16 protein-coding genes are annotated in these 19,914 nt (G+C 58.5%); 3 read left to right on the top strand and 13 right to left on the bottom strand.

Annotated features, from left to right (window positions below; all coding sequences use genetic code 11):
- Nucleotides 1-2 precede the first annotated feature (2 nt).
- Genes J2S31_RS01205 through J2S31_RS01220 form a run of 4 tightly spaced genes read right to left on the bottom strand, consistent with a single transcriptional unit; the run spans nt 3 to nt 2,806 of the window.
- Nucleotides 3-410, bottom strand: a complete 408-nt coding sequence (locus J2S31_RS01205) for a hypothetical protein (RefSeq protein ID WP_237097220.1) — start codon at nt 408-410, stop codon at nt 3-5.
- Nucleotides 403-1,116 (bottom strand): cytochrome b, encoded by a 714-nt coding sequence (locus J2S31_RS01210; protein ID WP_237097221.1) that lies wholly within the window; start codon nt 1,114-1,116, stop codon nt 403-405. Before J2S31_RS01210 ends, J2S31_RS01205 begins: the two co-directional genes overlap by 8 nt.
- Before the next feature lie 5 nt (nt 1,117-1,121).
- Entirely contained in the window at nt 1,122-1,601 is a 480-nt protein-coding gene (locus tag J2S31_RS01215; protein WP_237097222.1) for a QcrA and Rieske domain-containing protein, read from the bottom strand.
- A 2-nt stretch (nt 1,602-1,603) separates the two neighbouring features.
- Entirely contained in the window at nt 1,604-2,806 is a 1,203-nt protein-coding gene (locus J2S31_RS01220; RefSeq protein WP_237097223.1) for a cytochrome c family protein, read from the bottom strand.
- A 210-nt stretch (nt 2,807-3,016) separates the two neighbouring features.
- Between J2S31_RS01220 and J2S31_RS01225 the strand changes: the two genes are divergently transcribed.
- Both J2S31_RS01225 and J2S31_RS01230 read left to right on the top strand, forming a co-directional pair.
- Nucleotides 3,017-3,967 (top strand): DmsE family decaheme c-type cytochrome, encoded by a 951-nt coding sequence (locus tag J2S31_RS01225; protein ID WP_237097224.1) that lies wholly within the window; start codon nt 3,017-3,019, stop codon nt 3,965-3,967.
- A gap of 94 nt (nt 3,968-4,061) precedes the next feature.
- Entirely contained in the window at nt 4,062-6,227 is a 2,166-nt protein-coding gene (locus tag J2S31_RS01230; RefSeq protein WP_237097225.1) for an MtrB/PioB family decaheme-associated outer membrane protein, read from the top strand.
- Nucleotides 6,228-6,369: 142 nt separating this feature from the next.
- On the opposite strand, the gene J2S31_RS01235 is transcribed toward J2S31_RS01230, so the two are convergent.
- The 9 genes from J2S31_RS01235 to J2S31_RS01275 form a co-directional block, all read right to left on the bottom strand.
- On the bottom strand, nt 6,370-6,720 hold the full coding sequence (locus J2S31_RS01235) for a cytochrome c3 family protein (protein WP_237097226.1): 351 nt from the start codon (nt 6,718-6,720) through the stop codon (nt 6,370-6,372).
- A gap of 18 nt (nt 6,721-6,738) precedes the next feature.
- Nucleotides 6,739-9,057, bottom strand: coding sequence for a caspase family protein (locus J2S31_RS01240; protein WP_237097227.1), 2,319 nt, complete (start codon nt 9,055-9,057; stop codon nt 6,739-6,741).
- Between the two features lie 86 nt (nt 9,058-9,143).
- Nucleotides 9,144-9,524 (bottom strand): hypothetical protein, encoded by a 381-nt coding sequence (locus J2S31_RS01245; RefSeq protein WP_237097228.1) that lies wholly within the window; start codon nt 9,522-9,524, stop codon nt 9,144-9,146.
- A gap of 69 nt (nt 9,525-9,593) precedes the next feature.
- The gene (locus J2S31_RS01250; protein WP_237097229.1) at nt 9,594-11,750 is read right to left on the bottom strand and encodes a caspase family protein; all 2,157 of its coding nucleotides are present in this window, start codon (nt 11,748-11,750) and stop codon (nt 9,594-9,596) included.
- Nucleotides 11,751-11,937: 187 nt separating this feature from the next.
- Nucleotides 11,938-13,551: a caspase family protein gene (locus J2S31_RS01255; protein WP_237097230.1), complete on the bottom strand. Its 1,614-nt coding sequence runs from the start codon at nt 13,549-13,551 to the stop codon at nt 11,938-11,940.
- 18 nt (nt 13,552-13,569) lie between these two features.
- Entirely contained in the window at nt 13,570-14,739 is a 1,170-nt protein-coding gene (locus tag J2S31_RS01260; RefSeq protein WP_237097231.1) for an MORN repeat-containing protein, read from the bottom strand.
- 65 nt (nt 14,740-14,804) lie between these two features.
- Nucleotides 14,805-15,365 (bottom strand): MORN repeat-containing protein, encoded by a 561-nt coding sequence (locus tag J2S31_RS01265; RefSeq protein WP_237097232.1) that lies wholly within the window; start codon nt 15,363-15,365, stop codon nt 14,805-14,807.
- A 90-nt stretch (nt 15,366-15,455) separates the two neighbouring features.
- Entirely contained in the window at nt 15,456-16,550 is a 1,095-nt protein-coding gene (locus tag J2S31_RS01270) for a S1C family serine protease (protein ID WP_237097233.1), read from the bottom strand.
- A 5-nt stretch (nt 16,551-16,555) separates the two neighbouring features.
- Nucleotides 16,556-17,146: an LPP20 family lipoprotein gene (locus J2S31_RS01275; RefSeq protein ID WP_237097234.1), complete on the bottom strand. Its 591-nt coding sequence runs from the start codon at nt 17,144-17,146 to the stop codon at nt 16,556-16,558.
- A gap of 610 nt (nt 17,147-17,756) precedes the next feature.
- Between J2S31_RS01275 and J2S31_RS01280 the strand changes: the two genes are divergently transcribed.
- The gene (locus J2S31_RS01280; protein WP_237097235.1) at nt 17,757-19,910 is read left to right on the top strand and encodes a DUF4384 domain-containing protein; all 2,154 of its coding nucleotides are present in this window, start codon (nt 17,757-17,759) and stop codon (nt 19,908-19,910) included.
- Nucleotides 19,911-19,914: the final 4 nt, after the last annotated feature.

Raw genomic sequence — 19,914 nt, forward strand, 5'->3', positions numbered from 1 at the left:
AGTTACGCCAGGTATCCCCATAGAGTCAAGCCGACGAAAGAAGCGATGCAAAGCACCACCAGCGGCAAGAACAGGGGCCGTTTGAAAATATTCGGCTCCGGGCTCCGGTCAATGAACGGCAGAAAGATGAACGCCAGCACCCCGGCTGTTTGCAGGATCAGCGCGCCCAGTTCCGAAGGAATGATGCGGAGCAGTTGGTACGAGGCCAGAAAGTACCATTCGGGTTTGATGTGAGCCGGTGTGTCGAACGCGTCCGCCGGTTTCTGCGCGTCACCGAAAATGAACCAGTCCGGAAAAAAACAGATCAATCCGAAGAACACGGCCATGAACAGGCAGATCACCATCACATCTTCGAGCACGAAGGTGGGATAGAAACGCATGCCCTTCGGGTATTTTGGTTTTTTATACATGGTCCGGTTTGTCCTTTTTTTTGTCCTTGTCGAAAGGCGATTCCGAGATGCCCAGCACCCGCACCAGGAACAGGTGCAGTCCCATGAGCCCCAGCATGACCGCGGGAATCACGATCACGTGCAGGGTGAAAAAGCGGTTCAGCGTATCGGGGTTGAGTGTTTCCCCTCCGCGTATGAGTTTGACGATGTACGGTCCGATCACCGGGATGGGTTCCGGAATGCTGGTCGCCACGGTCGTCGCCCAGTACGACAATTGACTCCACGGCAACAGGTAGCCGGTGAAACAAATTCCCAAAGTCAAAAACAGCAGAATGCACCCGGACAGCCACGTGATCTCGCGCGGCTTTTTATAAGCGCCCATGAACACCACGCTGACCATGTGCAGGAGAACCACCACGATCATGGCGTGCGAACCCACGGCATGCGCCAGCCGCACCAGCCAGCCGTAGGGGATCTCCAACATGATCCGTTGGACGCTGGCGAACGCCAGTTCCGTGGACGGCACGTAATACACCAGCAGGAGGATGCCCGTGATCAACTGCAGAACGAAAATGAACAGGCTGAGCCCGCCCAGCGAATACCACTTGTTCAACCGCGCCGGAATCCGATACTCGGTCAATTGGTCGCGCACGATGCTCTGGATGCCGGTGCGGTAATCGATCCAGTCGAGGATTTTTTCGTAGAGATGATTCAACCAGCTAAACATGATACTCAGACAAACCGTATTTGATCGTTGACGATCTCAATCGGCATGCGGTGCAGAGGCTCCGGTGCGGGCCCGGCGAGGACCTCGCCGGTTTCTGAAAATCGCGCCGCGTGGCAAGGGCAAAAAAACTCCTTCTTTTCCGGGACCCATTTGACCAGGCATCCAAGATGAGTGCAGGTGGCGTTGAAAGCGGTGATGCCCTGTTCCGTGTGTATGGCGACCACCGGATGGCCCTGGTGTTTGAGCATCAACCCGGAACCTTTCGGCACCTGGCTCACCGGCACGGTCACTTCCTCGGCCTTGCTCAATTTCGACGGGGCCGGCATCAGGTAGCGAATGACGACATTGGCCGCCATGCCAAGGGTTGCCAGAACCAGCCCGAAAAACGACCACTGCAGAAACCAGCGACGGTTGGTTCCAGGGCTCGGGCTGTGCTCCGCGTCCGGCATGACGTTGTCTTCGGATTGGGGTCGCGTGTCTGTCATGGTTATGGAATCACCTGTTGAATTGAATCGAGTGGAATGTACACCGGAGCCGGTTGCAGAATCTCCGGGCTGTAGCTGTAGATGGCCTCGGCGGTGACGCGGCTGTGACTCGGGTCTTCCACAAAGAACAGAAAGGATTCCCGCTGGGTCGTCCTTGGTGCCAGCCGGTTGTCACTCAGCACCCGCAGTCCCTTGCCCAGCCACAACGGGGTCATCTCGGAGACCAGTTTGCCGGTGGCATCGACCACGGTCTTCTGGTAAACCTTGCGCTGGATCTGGACGGGGTTGCCATTCGACGGATGGACGGAAACTTCCAGGATGATTTTTTTCAGCGGCAGTCCGGTGGGTATCTTGTGCCCCGCCCCCTTGTTGCGGACGGTTACCTCGACCTCCACTTTATTGCGGAAGGTGCGTATGTTTTCGATGTTCACCTCGACGGCTTCGCGCCGCTTGCTCAAGGAATGCCCGCCCGCGAAACCGTGATTGCGGATTGTTTTTCCCGGACCGGACCCCGGTTTTCCGCGCACCACGTCACCCGGAGCCGGTTCCATGTGACAGTCCTGGCACTCGGTGCCTTCCTCGGCGTAAGGGCTGGCTTTCCATTCCGAATACGTTTCGATCAATTTGAAACCGGACTCCTCTTCCAGCTCGTGGCATTCGCGGCAGAACCTGGAACTTTTATAAAGGGGATTCTCGCGTATTTTGTGGGCGGGGGATGTGCCGCCTGCGGAGGGACCCTGCTTGGTCAGCCCGAAGTCAAACAGGTAATTGAACCCGCCGGTGTACTCCGACACCGTATGGGAGATGGAATGGCAGAAGTCGCAGTTGATGCTTTCCTGCGAAAGCGGCTGGCGGAGTTTGAGGTCGTTGTGGATGAGCGAGACCGGGGCGTGGCAGGTGAGGCACCGCTTGCGGATTTCTTCGCCGCGCTGAAAAAACACCTGCATGTACGCCGCCTGGAACACGGCGTTGCTGGCCGCCTTGGCGTGCAGGCTGGTCTGCCACTGCCGGTAGAGGTCTTCATGACACCGGCCGCACTGGGCGCTGGGGGAGATGCCTTTGGGATTCAGCCGCACTTCGGGAAGCACCGCATCCTGCGCTTCCGCCGGTGACGGAACAAACGCGGCCCACCCTGTGGACACAATGACTGCGAGGATCCACTGGATCACGAACAGGTTGGCCTGCTTGCTGGCGTCAGGATTCATGTTACCGTACTCCTCACTCCTCATCACGGTGAAGCGGCAACTGCGATCGATGGGATTCAGAGTATCATTTAAAATTTTTTTTTTAAAGCCCGGATTGTCGTTCCACCCGGCATCCACACGGCACCGAGTTGCAAAATGCCGGAAGCAGGGTTATATTTACCCGAAAGACGATCGTTTCCTGGTTTCATGGAGTTAAAAAAGAGGGGCTTCATGCTGAACCGAATCAAAGCACTGATCCTCGGTACTTTGTGTATAGTTTGCCTTTTCCCCGGAGTGGTCCACGCCGAAAACAAGGTGGACTGGGCTCAGTTCAACCCTGCCCTCAAGGATGCGGTATCCGTCGGTAAAAAAGCGGATTGCTTCCAGTGCCACGAGGGTTACATCCGGGCCTTCTTGAAAACCAAACATGCCCGCAAATTCAAGGCTCGCTTTGGCTATACGGGCCCCGAAACCTGCGAATTGTGTCACGGTCCGCTGAGCAAACATTTGCAGGCGGATTTCGACAGCAAGCTCTCCACGGTCGTTTCCTTTAAAAACATAGAGCCCCGGCAGAAAAGCCGCATCTGTCTGCAATGCCACGAACGTGGTTTGAATCTGCACTGGCAGGGAAGCATGCACGAGATGGCGAATGTCTCCTGCGACAAATGCCATTACGTGATGAACCGGCGCAGTACGCGCCAGATGTTCATCGACGAGGATTCCAAAAAAACCTGTTTCCAGTGTCATAAAGACAAGCGCGCCCGCATTTTACGCTCGGCGCACATGCCGTTGCGGGAAGGCAAGATGTCCTGTGCCAGTTGCCACAACCCGCATGGCGGGCCGGGACCGAGCCTGCTGAAGCAGGCGTCCGTCAACGAGACCTGTTATGCCTGCCACGCCGACAAGCGCGGCCCCATGCTGTTCGAGCATGGCCCGGTGCGGGAGAACTGTTCGCACTGTCACGATTCGCACGGTTCCAACCACCTGAGCATGTTGAAACTGAAAGTACCGTACCTCTGCCAGGCGTGCCATTCGTCGCAGTTCCACCCGAGCGGGTTGTACGATGGCACGCAACTGGCGCCTGGAACCAACAACCGGGATTTGCAGGGCAAGGCGTGCCTCAACTGTCACAGCAAGATTCATGGCTCGAACCATCCTTCCGGAGCCCGGTTCACGCGCTGAGCGTGGTGGCGGCAACTCCGGAGAAGAAGGCATAAATGTTTGAATGCAGTCAAAGAAACGAGGGAGTGCCTGCAACCGTTCGGGGGAAAGGTTCATGTCTTATTTGCGCGGCATTGGATGGGGGGTGCTGTGTTGGCTGGTCCTGCTGGGCGCGCCGCCCGTCATGGCCGAAGACCCGGATCCCTATGCGCTGAGCGAGGGGTTTGAAGGGTATCTGACGCTGGGCGGGGCGGGACTGTTCACCGACGACGAATCGTTCAAGCTCGGCGAATACAACGGCCTCACCGGCAACGAGGGGTACCTGGTCGGCGAGACGGATCTGTTTTACAACCGCGGTGGTTATTATTTCGATCTGTCCGGCCGCAACCTGGGTCTGGAAAACCGCAGTGTGCGGGTGGAGTCCGGCCGTTACGGCGGGTATTCCTTTTTCGCCGAATACGACCAGGGGCCACACCTTGTCAATGGCGTCAACCAGACCGTGTTTCAGAATCCCGGTTCGTCCTTCCTGACGCTCAACCCCGGCTTCACCCAGGGCGCGAACACCGGCGCCATGACTTTCGGCAACCGCGCCGAAGGGCTGGGCATCCGGCGCGACGCCTCGCGTTTTGGGTTCGAATCTCTCTTTAAAGATTTCAAATTCGGGATGACCTACGAGCGCCGGGAGATCGATGGCCTGATGTCCATGGGCGCGCCCTTCGGCAACAGCGCCAGCTCTGCCGTGTCGCGGTCCGTGGTCCTGCCGGAAACGGTGGACAGCGTGACCAACACCCTGCACGGCAACATGGAGTACGCGGGCGACCGCGGTCAGTACCAGGTGTACTTCGATCTGTCGTGGTACGACAACCGGGTCGAGAACATGCGGTTTCAGAATCCCTTCACCGGCGTGGCGGGCCATCCCGCGACCGGTCTCATTTCGCGGCCGCCGGACAACCAGCACTGGCGGGCCGGGTTTTCCGGCGGGTACAATTTCTCCGAGCGCACGCGTTTTGCCGGAACGGTGGAGTACGGCATCATGCGGCAGAACGACCCGCTGGTGCCGTTTTCCGTAGGCACCGGCGCCGCTCTGCTTCCGCGCCAGTCGGCAGACGCGGAGATCCATACCTTCCTGACCACGTTCAACCTGTCGCACCGGCCCACGGCGAAGCTGTCCACCAACCTGCGCTTTCGCCACTACCAGACCATCAACCACACGCCCCGGCAGTTTTTCAATTATGTCGTCAACGATGACACCGGCGGCCAGGTGGGCCTGTCAAACTCCCTCGGCAACCTGCCGTTCGACACCGTACAGGACCGGCTCAATCTGGATGTATCCTACTACCTGCTGAAGGCCACGACGCTCAAGCTGGGTTATCAGTGGGAGATCATGGACCGCACCTTCCGCGAGGTGGATGAAGTCAAGGAGAACACCTTCACCGCCGGATTGCGCAGTGGTTATTTTGAAAACATCGTTGCGGGTTATCAGTTCTCGCTGGCTCTGCGCGAAGAAACCGATCCGTATGAGGAGGCGCGCGTCTTCGCCGGACGCCATCATCCCAGCACCGCGCCGGGGTTCGACACGAACCCGGAAATGCGGCGTTACGACGTGGCCGAACGCACCCGCTTCCGCCACGACGTGAATTTTTCTTACTTCCCCACCGAACGTCTGGACCTGGGGTTTTTCTATAACTTCATGGAAGACAAGTACGACGCGCGATTTCTGGGACTGGAGTCGTTCAAACAGCATGCGTTCACGTTCGATGTCGGCTACCAGCACGCGCGCAACATGCGGTTTCATTTTTATTACACGCTGGAGAAAATCGAAACCATACAGAACAACCGCAGTTTCAACAACACCGCGCAGTCGGTCGATCCCACCCGCAACTGGGCGGCCATTCAGGACAACGTGGTGCACACGTTCGGGGCGGGGCTGGACTACAAGGCCCGGGGCGACAGGCTGCGCCTGGCTCTGGATTACTGGTATTCGAACAGTGAGGAGGACATTCGCTTCCGGGCGGGGTCGTCGCTGGCGACGCCGCGCAATGTTCCGGCCCTGATCACGCGGACGCAGAACGTGGATGTGAAAGGCACGTACAAAGTGCGCAAGAATCTGGACGTGGGACTGCGTTACCTGTTCCAGATGTTTGAGACGGACGACTTCGCCACCGACGGCTTCACGCCCAGCTCCACGCAGATCGTGCAGGTGCTGACCTTGTCCGGCACCGTGCGGGATTACGAAGCCCACACCGGCATGCTGTTTTTCACCTACCGGCTGGGGGATTGAGGAAAGGACAGGTCCCTTGGTAAGGAGAGAGGCGATGGATGGCGCCTACTGGCCATCGTTGTCCCACCAGGCATTCGCCATTTTTTTCCGGGCAATGCATCCGGCCCTTTGCCGCGGGTCACGCCCGCCGGGCCACGCCCGCTCAACCGCCGTTGTGGCACTTCTTGCAGTCGCCTTTGGAGGAGAAGGCTGTCTCGCCGTCGTGGCAGGCTCCGCAAAACTGGCCGTTCTGCAGGGAATCCATCGTCAGCGCATTGCCTTCGTCGGCGCTACCGGCTTTCATTTTGAAAATTTTGGAATGGCAGTTGTTGCACTTGAGTTTTTTCCCCAGATGGACTTCATGGCTGAAGACCACTGGCGGCAGGGACTTCGTGTCGGAGAAGGTGATGTCCGGCGGTCCGCCCGCCTTCAGGCTATTGGGAGCCAACAGGGCGAACGCGGCGCATACCGCAAGCAGGGTGGAGAAAATTGGAAGCCATTGTCTGAGTTGCATGATGCCTTTCTGCCGGATTTATTTGCTCCGGACAAACACGAAGTCGCCGCCCGCATGGCCGGAGTTTTTGATGATGTTGTATTCGGGCACCTGTTCGGCGCGGCCCGCCACCGGTTCCTTGATGTATTTGTAGAATAACTGCTCCGCCGTAAAGATTTCTTCCTCCACCATGTTGAGCGCGTCGATGAAGGCACGCGCGAACACGGAATGCCCGCCGCCTCCGCCGTCCGCCACCGGCTCGTTGCCGCCGGAGGCCATCAGCGTGCGCGACGAGCGCTTGTGCATTTTTTCAAGAAAGCGTTTTTGCTGGTCCGGCGTGGACAGGTTGGTGATCGCCGAACGCGTGAGCGTGCCGGAATAACAACTGTCCGCCACCACCAGAACGTGGCGCGAGGCGAAGCGGCGGATGTTGGTGGTGATGTTGTCCACGATCAGCCAGTTGGCGTCGCTGTCGCGCTCCGCATCGGCGGGAAGCCAGTATGCCTTGTTGACGGTCTTGTCGAATTCGCCGTGTCCGGCGTAGTAGATGAGCAAATTGTCGCTGGGTCCCATCATCTTGCGGGCGTTGTTGAAGGCGCGCATGATCTCCGTGCGCGACACGTCGAGCAGAAGATTCGTCTTGAATCCGTATTTCTGGCGCAGGACCCGTTCCACCTCTTTCGCGTCGTTGACCGCCGTTTGCAGTTTGGGCAGGTACTTGTAGTCGTTGATGCCGATGATGATGGCATGGTATTCGCCGGAATCCAGCTTCCCCATTTCCTCCATGAAGCTTTTCTTCACATCCGGCTTTTTGGCGATGACGGTCTGCTCCTCGGTCATGGTGCGGCTTTCCAGCCAGAACGATTTCTGTGTGGTGTTCTGGTGGATGTCGCGGGCGAGGACGACGATTTCGCTTTTGCCCGGATTGATCGGAATGGTGGCGGCGAACTCCCCGTTGGATTGGACCTCCGCCGGCTGGCCGTTGATCAGCACCTCGGCGATGCCGCTTTCATCCTGCGCCACGCCGGTGACGTGCGTGGTCGGCGCGGTGGGAACGGGCACGATGCCGCGCGACACCTCATGCGAGGTGATGGTGATGATCGGTGGCGAGTTGTCCATCGGTTTCACGGTTTGCGGTTTCTGCACGACGATCGGCGGCTGTTTGTCCTGTTTCTTTTCGCCCGGGTCGTAGTGAATGACCTTTTGCGGTTTGTCGTTTTCCCAGGTGCCGACATCGCGACTGCCGTTGGCATAGGTGAAGGTGCCCTGGCCGTGCATCTTGCTGTCCACCCATTCACCGGTGTAGGTGTCGCCGTTTTTCCAGGTGTAGGTGCCGTAGCCGTGTTTTTTCCAGTCCTCCCACTCGCCCGTGTACTTGTCGCCGCTGGCGTACACCTTGGTGCCGTACCCGGTCAGCTTGCCGGCTGAAAACTCACCGTTGTACTGGTCGCCTTTCCACGGGTCGCGCCCCCAGATGTACACCCCCTGGCCGTGGAACTGATCGTCCTTGAACTCGCCGTCGTACTGGTCGCCGCTGGCATAGTACTGGGTGCCGGGGCCTTCTTTTTTACCATGCACCCAGCTGCCGATGTAGCGGTTACCGTTTTTCCAGGTGTAGGTGCCGAAGCCGTGGCGTTTCCAGTTGTCCCAGGCACCCTCGTACTTGTCGCCGCTGGAATAGAACTTGGTGCCCTGTCCGCTCAGCTCGTCCGCCTTGAAAGCGCCCACATAACGGTCGCCGGTCCAGGGTTTGCGTTTCCAGGTGAATTCGCCCTGGCCGTCCTTTTTCCAGTCCTTGAACTCGCCCTTGTACACATCCCCGTTGGCGTAGTAATAGGTACCTTCGCCGTTGGAGGCATCGGCCTGAAACTCGCCGACGTACTTGTCGCCTTCCTTCCAGTAGTAGGTGCCGAAGCCTTCCTTTTTCCAGTTAACGAAGCCGCCGACGTATTTATCGCCTTTCCACGGTTCGCGTCCCCAGGTGTAGGTGCCGTGGCCGTTGGGCGCGTCGTTTTTGAAATCGCCCGTGTACTTGTCGCCGTTGGCCCAGGAGTAGGTGCCCAGCCCGTGGTACTGGCCGTTTTTGAACTCGCCGGTGTACTGGTCGCCCTTCCACTTTTCTTCGTTGAAGGAATAGGTGCCGTGGCCGTGGAATTTGCCGTTTTTGAATTCGCCGACGTACTTGTTGCCGTTGTCGCGGACGAGGGTGCCGAATCCGTTCTGGCAGTCGCCGGAGGCGCAGGTGTCGGCGAACGCGGGGAGGGCGGGCCACAACAGGCAGAGGGCGAGCGCGACCGCGGCGAACCCGCGCCGAAACCCACCACTGCCAGCGTGCTGAACTATATTCTTGCCATTCATATACTGCCCCCTTCGCGAGACTGCGATGCGCCGTGTACTTTTAAGTTAAAGCCGACGGGGTTGCCTTGCAAGCGTCTTTCGGGAAATCAGAACCGCCGGCCCGATTCCGTGTGTTTCGAATCCGATTCCACCAACCGGCCATCCTGCCAGCGGCCGCGCTGTCCCGTTCCGTCCGCTTTGTTGAAGATTCCGGAACCATGCCTGAGATCGTGCCGCCACCCGCCCGTATATCTGTCGCCGTTCGGCCACACCTGCGTGCCCTGGCCGTGGCGCAGGCCGCCCTGCCATTCGCCGGTATAGTGTTCGCCCGTCGCCCGGTTGAGGGTTCCGTAGCCGTGGTAGGCCCCGTTCTGAAACTCGCCGACATAGTGGTCGCCCGATTCCATCCAAAGCGTGCCGCGTCCGTCGCCGCACTCGCCCAGGCATTTCGGGTAGGTGGAGCAGGCGGCGACGGCGAGCAGACTCATTAAAAAAACAGTCCGGTACAAATTCAATTTCCTTCTTTCATCGCCAACCCGGTGACGCATGACGCTCTCTTACGGTTTGCGGATGAAGACAAAATCCCCTCCGGCGTGGCCGGAGTCCTGGATCACCTTGTACTCCGGGATTTGCTGGGAAACGCCCGCCACCCGTTCTTTCAAATGATCCCTGAAAAGTTGTTCAGCAGTGAACGCCTTCATGCCGGGGTTTTTCAATGCTTCCAGAAATGCCTGCGCGAATACCGAATGTCCACTGCCGCCGCCATCGGAGACGGGCTCGTTGCCGCCGCTGGCAATAAGGGTTCGCGACGCTCTCTCAAACATTTTGCCCAGGTAGCGGTTGAACGCGTGAATGGTATTGGTTTGGACTGAAATGTTCCGCGTCAACGTCCCCGAATAACAACTGTCTGCGACAATCAGCACATGCTTGGCGGGCATGCGTTTGATGGTGGAAGTAATGCGGTCCACAATCAGCCAGCGGATATCGGAATCCGCATCGGCGTCTGCCGGAAGCCAGAATGCCTTGTTCACGCCCTTGTCGAACACCCCATGCCCTGCATAATAAATGAGAAGGTGGTCGTCCTCACTCAATTTTCTGCGAATCTGATCGAAGGCTTCCAGCATTTGGTCCCGGTCGGGATCGATCAACAGGTGCGTTGAAAACCCGTAGTTTTCGTGAAGAATTTGATCCACCGCCTGGGCGTCGTTGACAGCGGTTCGTAGCTTTGGAAGATTTTGATAATTGTTGATCCCGATGACGATGGCGTAGAATGCTCCCTTCACTTCCAGTTCTTCCGTATTGGAAGGCTTAGGCACCATTGCCAGTTCCGTTGGAAGCTCCACCTCCACGCCTTTCAGCCAGAAGTTTTTCCAGGCGGTGTTGCCGTGCTGGTCGCGCGCGACAATCTGCACCTTCGTGTCCTCGTTTTCCAGCGCCACCTCCGCCGAGAAATTGCCCGACGCATCCATGTAAGCTTTTGTACCGTTGACCGTCAACTCCCCGATGCCGCTTTCATCCTCGACTTTGCCTGCAATCAAAACCGAAGGCACCTTCGGAACCACCGCCACTCCGCTTTCCATGTCGTGCGAGATAATGGTGACTATGGGAGGGGAGGTGTCTTTGGATTTAATGTACGGACTCAAATCCCACAGTTTGAAGATTTTGTCATCACTACCTGATAAAACGTAACGCCCGTCCGGGGAAAAGGTGACGGAGTTAACCCATCCTGTATCCCCGAAGGTACGGATTTCCCGTCCCGTTTCCACCTCCCACAGTTTCAGGGTGGTGGTCAGGGCGTCGAAGTCGAAACTGCTCGACAGCGCGTGCCGTCCGTCCGGCGAAAAGGCGACGGACTCAATCCACCCCTCATGCCCGGTAAAGGTTCGGATTTCTTTTCCCGTTTTCACCTCCCACAACTTGAGCGTTTTGTCAAAACTCCCCGACAGAGCGTAACGTCCGTCCGGGGAAAATGCGACGGAAAGAACAAGTTCTTTGTGGTGGCCTCTGAAGGTTCGGGTTTCTTTTCCCGTCGCCACCTCCCACAGATTGAGTGTGTTGTCGTTACTTCCTGACAGGACGTAACGCCCGTCCGGGGAAAACGCGACGGAAGTAACAAAAAACTTCGAATGACCTTTGAAGGTACGGACTTCTCGTCCTGTTTCCATCTCCCACAGCTTGAGAGTTTCATCCACACTTCCTGAAAGAGCGTAGCGCCCATCCGGGGAAAACGCGACGGAAGAAACTTCCCTTGCATGCCCGGTCAAGGTTCGGATTTCTTTTCCGGTGGCCACCTCCCACAGCTTGAGAGTTTTGTCAAAACTCGCCGACAGGGCGTAACGCCCGTCCGGCGAAAAGGCGACCGACATAACAAGATCTTTGTGTCCTCGGAAGGTGCGGACTTTTTTCCCCGTTTTCACCTCCCACAGCTTGAGTGTTCCGTCCCAACTGCCTGACAGGGCGTAACGCCCATCCGGGGAGAAAGCGACGGAGTTAACCCAACCTGCATCCCCGAAGGTGCGGATTTCCCGTCCCGTTTTCACCTCCCACAGTTCCAAGGTGTTATTCAGGTGTCCCGACAGGACGTAACGCCCATCCGGGGAAAAGGCGACGGACTTTGCTCCAGTGAAAGTGCGAACCGGTTCATCGGCAAGGGAGTTGGTGGGAGAGAGCAGGAGGATCAGCAGGGCGATTCCAAACAGGAGCGGGGTTTTCATCCGTGCTGTTTGTAACCAGTGTTTTTGCATGACCGTGTTGAATCCCATTTTAATGGTTCCCCGCTGACGCTCGGAATGACATTTAAGGAAGAAGCCCCCTAGCCCCCTTCGGAGAAGGGGGGATTGATCGGTCTTCCGCTTGGGTTATCTATGTCCATCGGTGTTCATCGGTGGTTCATTTGTTACTTCACGGTTTGCGGATGAACACAAAATCCCCTCCGGCATGGCCGGAGTTTTTGATGATGTTGTATTCCGGCACCTGCTGGGCCTGGCCCGCCACGGCTTCCTTGATGTAGGAGTGGAACAATTGCTCGGCGGTGAAGGTGCTCTCCTCCGTGCTCTTGAGCGCGCGCAGGAAGACGCTGGCGAAGATGCTGTGTCCGCCGCCGCCGCCGTCCGCCACCGGCTCGTTGCCGCCGGAGGCCATCAGCGTGCGCGAGGAGCGTTCCATCATTTTCTTGAGGAAGCGCTGTTTTTCATCCGCCGTGGTCAGCTTGGTGATGGCCGCCCGGGTGAGCGTGCCGGAATAACAACTGTCGGCCACCACCAGCACGTGGCGCGTGGACATGCGCCGGATGTTGGTGGTGATGTTGTCGACGATGATCCAGTTGGTGTCGTTGTCCGGTTGCGCATCGACGGGCAACCAGTACGCCTTGTTGACCGCCTTGTCGAACTCGCCGTGCCCGGCGTAGTAGATGAGCAGGTTGTCGTCCGAGGTCAACTGCTCGCGCACTTCGTTGAAGCCGTTCATGATGTCGGCGCGGTCGGCGTTGAGCAGGAGCGTGGTGGAAAATCCATACTCGTGCTTCAGGATGCGGTCCACTTCCTTGGCGTCGTTCACCGCCGTCTCCAGAGGCGGCAGGTGGCGGTAGTTGTTGATGCCGATGATGAGCGCGTGGTACTTGCCGGTCTTGACCTGCGGCGCGATTTCGGCCTCGATTTCATCCGGCAGACTGCGTGTCTCTTTCTTGGCTTCCAGCCAGAACATCTTCTGTGCCTGGTTCTGGAAAGCATCGCGGGCGAGGACCATCACCTCGTTGCGCCCTTCGACCAGCGGGATCTTGATGGAAAAGTTTCCAGACGCGTCCACCTTCGCCGTCTCGCCGTTCACCGTTACCTGGGATACGCCGCTCGGGTCCTCCGCCACGCCGGTGACGAGGATGTAGGGCACCACCGGAACGATGGCGATGCCGCGGAACATCTCGTGCGAGGTGATGCGGATGGTGGGCGGTTGCGTGTCGCGGTGGTTTTCTTGCGTGATGACCGGCGGCTGGGTTTCTTCTTCGGAGGGCAGTTTGTTGAACTTCCATGTGCCTTTTTCGACGCGGCCGTCGGCGTAGGTCAGTGTGCCTTCGCCGTGGCGTTTGCCGTTGACGTAGGCGCCGACGTACTGGTCGCCGTTGGCCCAGGTGAAGGTGCCCTGGCCGTGCATGACATCGTTGTTCCATGCCCCTTCATAGCGGTCGCCGGTGTGGAAGGTCATCGTGCCCTGGCCTTCGCGCGAGTTGTCCACCCATTCGCCGACGTACTTATCGCCATTGGCCCAGACGTAGGTGCCCTGTCCATGGCGCTGACCCTGGACGAACGCGCCTTCGTACTTGTCGCCGTTGTGGTAGAGCGCCGAGCCCTGGCCGTGCATCTGGCCGTCCAGCGTGCCGCCGGTGTAGGTGCAGTCCGGGCAGACGGACATCGTGCGTCCGGCACCGCATCCTGCCGCCAGAACGGCGAGGGTGAGCAGAAGAAGAACCGCCCGCAGGAAAGCCGGCGGAGCGGGAATGCGTGGGTTGCGTTGCGCGTTCATAGTGTGTCCTTTATCCGATCAGAAGCGTTCGGCCAGTTCGCCATTGCTCCAGTTTCCGGTTTCCTGGGTGCCGTCGGTGTGGATGTAGGTGCCCTGCCCGTGTTTTTTGTCCTCTTTCCAGCCGCCGATGTATTTGTCGCCGTTGGCATAGAGGTAGGTACCCTGGCCGTTGCGTTTGTCGTTGATCCATTCGCCGATGTACTTGTCGCCTTCCACCCAGGTGAAGGTGCCCTGGCCGTGTTTCTCGCCGCCTTTCCATTCACCGATGTACTTGTTGCCGTTGGCGTAGTAGTAACTACCGAAGCCCTCGCGTTGATCCTGCAGGTAGTCGCCGACGTATTTTTCGCCGTTGGACCAGAGGAAGGTGCCTTTGCCCTGTTTTTTGTTCTGCACCCACTGGCCTTCATACACATCGCCGTTGGCGTAAAAATACTTGCCCTGACCGTCGGGAAGGTTTCCTTTATTGTTGCCGACGTACTTGTCGCCGTTGTTGTACACGAAGGTGCCGAAGCCGTTGGCGCAGTCGCCTGACAGGCACCCGGCCTTGACGTTCTCCTGGGTTTCCGGTTGCGGCGTGGGGACGGGCGGCGGCGGGGTGAAGGTGCCCGGCTGTTCCCCGGCTTTCACCATGTCGACGTTTTTACGCTCGCCGTTTTCCCAGGTGCCGATTTCCTTGTCTCCATTGGCCCAGAAATAGGTGCCCTGACCGTGGCGTTTGTCCTGCTTCCATCCGCCGACGTACTTGTCGCCGCTGGCGTAGAGGTAGGCGCCCTGACCCTCGCGCTTGTCCATCACCCAGTTGCCGCTGTAGCGATCACCCTGTTTCCAGATGAACATGCCCGTGCCGTGCTTTTTGCCCTCGTCCCAGTTGCCGATGTACAGGTCTCCGTTGGAGTAGTAGTAAATGCCGTAGCCGTTGCGCTTGTCGTTGCTGTATTCCCCGGCATACTTGTCGCCGACGACGTAGTCGTAGTTGCCGTAGCCGTGCATTTTGTTGTTGCGGTTTTCACCCGTGTAGCGGTCCTTGTTGTCGAACTCAAACGTTCCGAAACCGTTACTGCACTCGCCGTTCAGGCATTTGGCCGAAGCGGGAGTGGGCGCGGCGAGCCACAACCCGGCGGTCAGCACCGCCAGAGCATATGGCAGAGTGCGGGTTTTCCAAGGTCCGTTGTATGGAGAGGAAGACATGGTTGCCTCCAATGCGTTCTTCGTGTTGAATTGCAGTTGAATGGGAGGAGTGGCTCCGCCCAATATCAATCCTGATCGTAGGCTTTGGCCAGCGAGTCCTGTTGCCAGGTGCCATTCAGGGTTTTGCCGTCCGGATAGACGTAAATACCGTGGCCGTCCCGCCGATTTTCTTTCCACTGTCCGGTGTACATCTCGCGGTTGGGCCAGATGTTGGTGCCGTACCCGTTGCGCTTGTTGCCGGCCCACTCTCCGGTGTACTTTTCTCCGGTCGGCCACAGGTTGGTGCCGGCGCCGTTGCGCTCGTCGTTCTGCCACCTGCCGATGTACTGTTCCCCCGAAGTCCAGGTGAACACGCCGTAGCCGTTTTTCTTGTTGTTCTCCCAATACCCTTCGTAGATATCGCCGTTGGCCCAGAAGTACTTGCCGTACCCGTGTGCCTGGTTGTTGCTGTTCTGGCCGATGTAGCGGTCGCCGTTGTCGTACTGAAACTCGCCATAGCCGTTACTGCAATCGCCGGAAATGCATCCCGCAAAGGCGGACGGCGCAAGCCAGAGCAGGCAGGCGGCAACCACCCCGCAGGCCAGCCACAATCGTAAAGCTTGTTGTTTTTGGGTCGATCTGTTCATAGATGCCTCCCGTTCCTATGCAAACCGGGATGAAGTTGGAAAAGGTCCCTCCGCCCCGGCGGGTTCCGCCGGGGGGAGTGTGCGTCCTCGTTAAAAATCATCGAAATTGAACCGGCCCTTATTGCGGTCCTTCAATTTCTTTTTGATGTCGTCCATCATCTCTTCCATTTCCTCCTCCGTCGCCGCAAACAGGTCGTCCATTTTATATGGGCGTTTCTCGGTCAGGATTTCCGCTTCCTTTTTGGGCACGGGCTCTGGTCCGGTTTCCTCTATCTGCGGTTTCGGCTTCGGTTTCGGTTTCATCTCGACCGAAGGCTTCGGCCGCACCGGTTCCTTCACCGGGTTGGTGATGGTGTTCGATTCCGGTTCCGCCATGCCCTTCGGTGCTTTGGGTGTGGGCACGATGCCCGTGGGCTCGTACGTTTCCTCCACCTTGGCCACCTGCGGCGCGGTGAAGCCGAAATGATAACCGTTCTCGTTCAACCAGGTCACTGCCACGTTGGACTTGATGGAAAAGTTGATGTCCGTGATGGCCAGGCCGTCCTTGCTTTGACGCGCGATGTTGGAGTTGATGCCCACCATCAGCCCGTTGGCATCGAGAAGCGGCCCGCCGGAGTTACCCCGGTTGAGACTGGTCTCGGTCTGAAACACATTCTTGCCGGGGATGTTCTGGAAATCTTCCATGTGCGAACTGATGGTGCCCGTGGTCAGCGTCCACAATCCCCCGGACTCCGGATGGCCGATGGCCAGCACGCGGTCACCGATGCCGATCTGGTTGGCGTTGAGGAACCCCACCGGGGCATACGAACCGGACGGGGATTCGATCTTCAACAACGCCAGGTCCAGATCCCGATTGTGGATCAACAGCCGCGCCTTGAACCGGTGTTGCGTGTCCTTTTTCAGGTTGCCGGTCAGCTGCTGGGGTTTCAGAAACACCCGCAGTTCAGAATACGGCCGCCCGGCGGAGGCGTTGACCACCACATGGGCGTTGGTGAGCACCAGCCCGTCCTCGCGGATGATACTCCCCGTGCCCATGCCCTGGAACTTCTGGCCCGGTTCAAAGCCGGTGATGAGTACGACCCGGGGCGAGACGCTCTGGTACACCCATTTGGGATCGAACTCCCTGGCGGAGGCGGGCCCCGCCAGCAGTGCGATTGCCAGTGTCAGTGCGATCCAGGTTCTCATGGTATTCAACGTCCTTCCATTTTGTCGATTTCAGCATCCAACTCGTCGAAGGATTTCTCCGCCTGCTCCTTGATCTGGTCGCGAATCTGCTTGGACAGGTCGTTGTACTGCGACAGGTTCTTCTCGAAATGCTCCAGATCGATCTTGGCCAGCGAGAACATCTCCCCGTTGTTCGGGTTCTGCCAGTGATCGACGATGGTCGAACCGCGCAGAGACATGTTGGTGATGTTCTTGAGCGCCTGCTCAACATACTGGGTCTCGGAGGTGGCGCTCATGTCGCCGGTGGTGGCGGATTCCTGGTAATCCTTATAGAGCTTCTTGACGTAGGTTTCGAACACGTCCGCCAGAGCGGCGCGGGCCCGGTTTTCCGAGGCGGTGCGCAACAGGGAGGTGTTGCGGATGCCCACGGCGGAACCGACGCCATAGAACGCGCGGTCATCAAACGCGCCCTGACCCTTCAGCACCCAGTCCGGTGCGCCCAGCTCCTGAATCGGCACGAAACTACCGGTCGGTTTTTCCGGAGTGCTACTGCACGCACTCAAAAATGCCGCCAGCACCACCATCAAAACAAGGTTCCATCGTGAAATCGTTTTCATCGATACTCCCTCCTCCAAATTAAATTGAAAGGTCAATTAAAGGTTCACTGCTAAACCAAAGGATTCTTGAATTACGTCCCCAGGCCCGGAGGCTGGGCTATCCATGCAACGATATAAAGCGAAAAGCGTGCCAAACGGAACTCCCCCTTCGATTGGCGGCATCCAGGATTGATTTTCCTAGTTTAGTGGAAGGGTGTGGGTTTGGCAAAAGTAAGTTGGCCACTAAAACGCGGCAAATTCCGGCATGAAGACGCTGGATCATGCATGAATTCATGCACGGTCCATGCATGGTCCCGGTCCGGGTGCAGGGGGCCGCACCAGAGGCGCCGGTGGTATCGTGAAAAAATATTGATTTTCTGGAAGATGGCGGCCGGGTGGCGGCTCCTTGCCGGAGGCGGACAAAAAGAAATGCCTTTTGCCGGGCAAACTGTTTAAACTGAGGAACACCGACCTCGGAGCCGAACTCAAAAAGCGGCCGCCTCGCAAAACTTGGAGCCGCCGCCAAATTCTGATTTAATACAGCCGCGCCGTCCATCCACACAGGCGGGCGGTTGCCGGGCACGGCTTTTGCTACATTCAAGGCAGCGACTCACTCGACAAGGGGACAGCGATGCGCCACCATTTCCGAACCACAGTCAGTTTCCTCGTTCTTTTCGGCCTGGCCGGTTGCGCCACCACCGGAACACCGGGCGGGGGCAAGGGCGCCAGCGCCGAAGACCTGGCCAAACAGCGGAAGATCGAGCAGATGGAACAACGCACCGCCTGCCCGCCGGAACCGGGCTGGGTGCTGGGCAAGGGCCACCCCAACTTCCCCTCGGCCAAATACCTCATCGGCGTCGGCATCTCCGCCGAAAGTCCCTCCGGCGCCAAGGACACCGCCACCGCCGAGTTGGCCAAAAACATCAAGGTCAACATTCAATCGGTGATGAAGGATTTCGTCAGCACCGAGGGCACCTATGCGGAGTCCGCCGTGAAGACCGTCGTCGATGCGGCGCTGGAGGGGGTCGAGCGCAAGGACGGTTATTTCGACAAGTGCCGCAACCAGTACTACGCGCTGGTGGTCATGGACCGGGAACTGGAGGCGGGTAAACTGAATCAGCGCATCGCGGAGACGGAATCGATCCTCAAAAAGCATCTCGACCAGGGCAAGGAGGCGGAGGCCAAGGGCGAGCTGATGAAAGCGCTGTCGCATTACTTTGAAGGCTACGAACTCGCGCCGAAGCTGGTGCCGCTCCGCAGTACGCTGGCGGTGATCGCCCGCACCGCGCCTTCGGCCGACGCGGCGATGGAACTCAGCCAGGGGGCGTTCCGCGACCACGCCACGAGCCTCATCCGCAACGTGCGGCTGGATGCGGTCTCCGGCGACAAGCAGACCATCAAATCGTTCCAACTGCCCGGCGAGGCGCTGGTGGCACAGGCTTACATTCAGACCGATTTCGGCAACACGCCGCTCAAGGGACTGCCGGTGCGCTTTCAGTTTGAAAAAGGAAGCGGCACGCTGAACGAAAGCGTGAACACCAACCAGGAGGGGCAGGCCCGCGCCTCGGTGGTGAAGATCCATGATTACGACGCCGATCAGCATCGCATCGCGGTGCGGCTGGATTACGACCGGCTGGCAACGGGGGTCAACCCGCGGTTCAAGGAAACCCTGCTGGCTCCCCTGCAGCACAAGGGCGCGACGTTCCATTACACCATCGAGAAGATCGAGGGCTTCTCCGGCAAGTCGCACGCCTGGCGGCAGGGATTGGTTCAGCTTGCCGAGAAAGTCATCAAGAACGTGAAGCCGGACACCACGCCCATCGTCGGTGTCATCCAGTTTGAGGACACGCGCACCAAAAAAGTAACGCCGTTCACGGAAATCCTGGTCGAGGATTTCAAGGCCATCCTGGCGCAGGCGGGCAGTCTGGCACTGAAGGAAATCACGCTGGCCGGGGATGCGGAGATCGATCCGCACAAGGTGGCGCAGGAGAACCAGCTCGATTTTTATGTCAACGGATCGTACCGCATGGAGCGCGGCGGATTGCAGATCATCGCCAAGCTGATCGACGTCAAAACCAACACCTACCTCGGGTCGGGAAGCGTGCTGATGGACCGGGGGGCGATCAGCCCGGAAGATTTGAAAGTGCTGGAGACCTCGCCGCAGTCCGGCTCCACCGGCATCAAGGACGCGGATGAGGAATACCGGCAGGAGCTCGACAAACTGGTGTACGCGCAACCGAAAAACGCCGAGTTCGGGGTGCGGGTCTGGACCAACAAAAAGGAATTCGAGATCGGCGACAACATCGTTTTCTACGTGAAGGCGGAACGCGACAGCTACCTGACGTTGTTCGACATCGGTTCCGGCGGCGATGCGACGGTGATCTTCCCCAACGCGTTTCACAAGAACAATTTCATCCGCGCCGGGCAGACCTATCAGATTCCCGCCCCGGAATACGGCTTCAAGTTCAACATCGAAGGCCCCGCCGGGCTGGAGCGGGTGAAGGCCATCGCCACCCTCAAACCGGGCCTTCCGGTCAACCTCGACCTGGCGCAGGGATTCCACACCTTCAAACGGGGCACGCGGCAGGGCACGCGCGACATCTCCATCATCGCCGACACCTTCACCAACGAAGCGGACCGCAGCTGGGCGGAGTCGCACACGGAAGTGTTCATCTTCAACCGCAACGACTCCTACACCCGCGGCATCCGCAAGATTCCCATTAAAGAGGACCCCGAAAAACCGATCGACATGATCGGTACCTTCGGCCGCGAACCTAGCCGCTGACCGA

This window comes from Nitrospina gracilis Nb-211, from assembly GCF_021845525.1.
Lineage (GTDB): Bacteria > Nitrospinota > Nitrospinia > Nitrospinales > Nitrospinaceae > Nitrospina > Nitrospina gracilis_A.